General features: G+C 34.0%; 6 protein-coding genes. 1 reads left to right on the forward strand and 5 read right to left on the reverse strand.

Features of this window, described 5'->3' with window-relative positions; all coding sequences use genetic code 11:
- Nucleotides 1–152 precede the first annotated feature (152 nt).
- Complete coding sequence (locus F4V57_RS14645; protein WP_070070763.1) at nt 153–491, forward strand: hypothetical protein; 339 nt, start codon at nt 153–155, stop codon at nt 489–491.
- 368 nt (nt 492–859) lie between these two features.
- Here F4V57_RS14645 and F4V57_RS14650 read toward each other — a convergent pair whose 3' ends face one another.
- From F4V57_RS14650 to F4V57_RS14670, 5 genes are all read right to left on the reverse strand, one after another.
- Nucleotides 860–2,053 carry a zonular occludens toxin domain-containing protein gene (locus F4V57_RS14650; protein WP_070070762.1) on the reverse strand — a complete coding sequence of 398 codons (1,194 nt, stop codon included), beginning with the start codon at nt 2,051–2,053 and terminating at the stop codon, nt 860–862.
- Nucleotides 2,053–2,331, reverse strand: coding sequence for a DUF2523 family protein (locus F4V57_RS14655; protein WP_070070761.1), 279 nt, complete (start codon nt 2,329–2,331; stop codon nt 2,053–2,055). Before F4V57_RS14655 ends, F4V57_RS14650 begins: the two co-directional genes overlap by 1 nt.
- Nucleotides 2,324–3,730, reverse strand: coding sequence for a hypothetical protein (locus F4V57_RS14660; RefSeq protein WP_070070760.1), 1,407 nt, complete (start codon nt 3,728–3,730; stop codon nt 2,324–2,326). The genes F4V57_RS14655 and F4V57_RS14660 overlap by 8 nt, the downstream gene beginning before the upstream one ends.
- 157 nt (nt 3,731–3,887) lie before the next feature.
- Nucleotides 3,888–4,154: a hypothetical protein gene (locus F4V57_RS14665; RefSeq protein WP_070070759.1), complete on the reverse strand. Its 267-nt coding sequence runs from the start codon at nt 4,152–4,154 to the stop codon at nt 3,888–3,890.
- A 3-nt stretch (nt 4,155–4,157) separates the two neighbouring features.
- On the reverse strand, nt 4,158–4,361 hold the full coding sequence (locus tag F4V57_RS14670; RefSeq protein ID WP_070070758.1) for a hypothetical protein: 204 nt from the start codon (nt 4,359–4,361) through the stop codon (nt 4,158–4,160).
- Nucleotides 4,362–4,542 lie beyond the last annotated feature (181 nt).

Below are 4,542 nucleotides of genomic sequence, written 5' to 3' on the forward strand. Positions count from 1 at the left end.
GATGTTAAATGCCTCTGGTGTTACTTGCCTATTTTAACATCATTGACAACTCAACATATCTGTATCACAAATATGTTGAGTTGTAACAATGACGTGGCAAGTAACATAATGTGGGATTATACGAAATTCAAGTTATTTTAATAGAGGAAAAAATGAATCTGATTGGTGTATTTTTTACGTTATTCTTAGCTTGCTTAATATTAACTTATTTATTTAAAGATAAGAAAAAAATAAACAAGCAGTACAGTGATATATCAATTAAAAAACTTGTACAAAAAACATTTCCAAATCATGTGGTAAGAGAAAAAAATGAACAGATTATGCTTTGTGAAATTGATCATCGTAATGAGCCAAGAGAACTTGCATTTATCAGAATAAACCCTTATTTCAAAACAAAAGAGATCTTAGACAAAGGCAACTTCATAATCGCAACATATCCAAAAATCCCAACAGCAAAAGAACTCAAAAAAGACATACAACATAAACTCTAACAGCAAAAAAAAGCATCAAAAACACAAAAAAAGCATTAAAAACACAAGACAGAACAACAGAATTAACAAAAACAACAACCAGAGCGAAATCAACCAAACTTATGGACAATCGCAAGCGAACGTAAAAACTAATCTGTGCATAAGTCTAGAACAAGTCGCAAATACCAAGTAAAACGGAAATTTAGTGGTATAGACTTGTTTCCAGACTTACACACAGGTTTTTACTTTGCCCACAAGCTTGTTGTTGATTTTAATAATTTTTAAAAAATTAAAAAAACTTTTCTTTATCTAAAATTAAAAAATAACCCAGCATAAATAAGCAAATGCAATTATTGCAAAACAAATCTGAAAAAATTCAATCGTTGTCATCAAATTAAGCCCTCTTCTTTAGCTTGATGATACTTTGCAAACTGTTCTCGAGTAAGTTGCTGATCTGTACTAACAGAATTTTGAGCAATATTAGAAACTGGGGAGCGTTCGGAGAAAGGATTAAAAGGACGATCACCAGACATAACACGTTTGCAATCTTCCTGGCTTATTTCAAGACGTGTAGCTTGCTGAGTGTAACCATAATACCTACCATCAAATTTAACACAGCCTGAAAAGACTGGAACTTGTTTTACTTGATACTGATATTCTATCTTATTAACAGCAAACGGATCTGCCGGATTGTAATCTACAGTTTGATAAGAAGAACCATCGGGATTCATAGAATTTAAAGATTTGCCATTTTTACTAAGTTCATCGAACCATTTTTTACATATTTCATTATCAACATTTTCAGCTTTTCGACATTCAAAATCTTGATTTTCAACAGTGATCTTAGAATATGCCTGTTCAGGTTTTTTCTGTGATGTGTTAGCAGATGCTTGTTCTTTTTCACTTAATGCCTGTGTACCTTTCTGCGATGATTTTGCTAAATATGTCCCCAAGCCAACAATGATAAGTAACACAAAAATCATGCCTACAACAAAACCGACAAAACGCATATTACGAATAACTGAACGACCAGAAGCTGTACCATCCTCTGTTGATTCATACAAATTATAATATTTTTCTTCAATTTTATACGTAGATTCATCAAGAGCTTGATTTTTAATTGTTTTAGTAACTGTCGCATATTCTTTAGAAAATAACCACCATTTCGTAACGTCTTTAGATTGTGCCTCAAGCCAATAGTATTGATTGACTAATTTTTTAACATCCGCATTAACAAGAGCTGGACTCGGCGAAATTAACCAAATGTCAATGTGTCTATGTCTAATCATAGATAAATCAACAATTTCACCATCACGACGATTAGAATAATGTTTTGAAAATTTCTCATGAAATTGAACTTCATCAAAAATAATCAAACTATAATCATCACATTTACGCCAATCCTCGGGCATTTCTTCAATAGTCCCATTGGACAATTTTGCATGTGAACGAATATTCGAATATATCTTTTTATAAATATTTTTACTTTTTATTTCTTCAGCATCTTTAACATTTTTATATGATTTACCAGTACCTATTCCACCGCATGTTAAGCGGATTATGCCGCCAGCGACTTGAGCCATTATTTTTTCCTTATTGCCAATTTACCAGAATTGAGAGTTAATAAAAAAACAGCAACTGAAATAAATGCAGATAAACATTTATCAACACCTGATAAACCCAAGAGTTGCAATAAATCAGCAGATATTGAATTAACATTATTAACCAATGAGTAGAATGCAGTTTGAATAGCAGTTAATACAGCAAGATATGAAACAACAGATAATCCTGCACCAGCTAAAACACGTTGAACGCTATTTTTTAATAGCCAATCTAAAATTTTATAAAATATTTTAAACACTGCCACTCCTTAAACCAATAAGTAAAAATATCAGTGCACCAAGATGACCAAAAGCAATAACGTAGGGACGAGCAATAACAGCATAATCACAGATAATTGAAAAACTGTAATTAAATGACCAAGCACCTATTCCAAAATCAACATTCAAATTATTATCAGAAAATGGACATGTTTGACCAAACACAACATGATCAGAATATTGATAATCAATGACAGTTTGTTCATCTATTTCTAATTCTTCGTCTTGTGTTTCTGGTTCTTCTCGTACCCAATCAATAAATTCACAAACAATACTGGCCCAAGAACAAAAAGCAGGAAATTCAAGTTCCATTGAACTTGAAGAAGTTGAAGTAGAACCATCAGAATTTGTTGTTGTCCCAGTAGTTGTACCCGTTGCACTTGTCGAATCAGGTGTAATAGTTGCCGAAGTTACAGAACCATCACTATTTGTTCCGGAATATGAACCTGTTAAAGCTGCATTCTGTAATGCATCTGATAATTCACTTGCAATTGCTTTAGATAGTCCATTAACAGATTCGTCAGATAAACTAAAAATTGTATCAGCGTTATATGCATCTTGTATTGCTTGTTTTTCATTAGTGCCAGTCGGATTAGATGCTAATTTTTCAGCTATTTTAGAAGCAATTTCGTCTGTATTTACTTCGACAAGAACAGGTGTTGAAGTCTGATCATAATTACTATTATTTTTAAAATAAACAACGATAGTATCAGCACCACATGACCCACTAGGAGTAAAAGTACAACTATAAGTATATGAATTAGAATCACTTCTCAATAGCGTATAAGAACCACCGGTTTTTTGAAACCGAGCAACCCTTATATCAAAAAGATATTTTGCAGCAAGGCTAGGAGAAGAAAAATTCGGAGAATAACCACCCCCCCCATCAAGTAAAGCATAATAAATAATAGGTGCTAAAACACAATCACCACATCCAGTCCCACTATCAATATCAGCTTTTTTAGTAACTTTACCGCCCTCATCCATGACCCATCCGATGCCATTTATAAGCGCAGTTAATGCAGCAGAACCAACAAAACTCGGTAATGAAGCTTTTCCAAATGCTTTCGCTTTTTCTAATCGCTTGGCAAGTGTTGATGCTGCTTTAGCTGTATCAGCTGGTTTTGTTACTGTTGCAGTTCCACTAACTTTTGAACCGTTAGAAGCGGTTGAAGAAGAATTATAAGAACTGTTAACAGTAGATCCATCAGAAGTTGAACCATATCTTTTATTAAATTCTGATTCAGAGTAGCCATAAACTTTCGCAGCATAGTCTTTTCTAGCTTGCAATAATCTCGCTTCACGTTCTTCCAAAGTCTCAGCAAATGCAACATGATAAAAAGAGCATAAATATAAAATTAAAAATATTCTTTTTAGCATATTAATCTCCGTTAAAAATGATGAATAACGCAACACAGACGACGCATATAAAATATAAAGTCATATAACCCCCTAATAAAAAACCCGAGATTGCTGCGGTACGTGCAGTAGCGCGCTCCTCGCAAACCCGGGTTTATAATTATCGAATTATTAAGACTTAACGCCCTAATAAACTGAGTGCTTTACGAATTCCCCACGTTGTATACGTCGGAACAGCTTTAATCGCACCAATCGCTAAAAGCCCTGCAACGATCGTTACAGTTGCGACACCAGCAGATAAATCGACTGCGCCACCTTCTTCGGCAAATGCAATCACAGGTGCAGCAGTGACAATAAGAACAGCACCACGGTTAAACGCTTGCTGAACTTTTTCATTAACCTGAATGTTTTCAAGTTTTAAAGCAGGTTTTTTTTGAGTTTCCATAGCTTAATCCTCGGAACCAAGTAGTTTTAAATGTGTACGTATGCCCCATGCAACGTACCAGATCAACGCTGTTGCAGATAACAACGCTGATACTTGGACGACAGATAAGTTATTTAACTGTTCCGTCCAAGATTCGTGATAAATGACATAACTGGTACAGGTTTGAACTGAATTAATTAGCTCAATTGTTTCGCAGATATATGCCATTTATTTAATACCTATGGTATACTTAAAAATATCGTAAGTAATTGATTTTTAACGTAATATTGATTATACGAAACATTGCATATTATCCCTTTATATATCAATTACTTACATTCTTGGTCTGTGCCTTTACAGGCTCTTCAAACTTCATCGCAACAAGCTGTACAGACGGCACTTTGCGAGT

It is taken from the genome of Acinetobacter qingfengensis, from assembly GCF_008693185.1.
Taxonomy (GTDB): domain Bacteria; phylum Pseudomonadota; class Gammaproteobacteria; order Pseudomonadales; family Moraxellaceae; genus Acinetobacter; species Acinetobacter qingfengensis.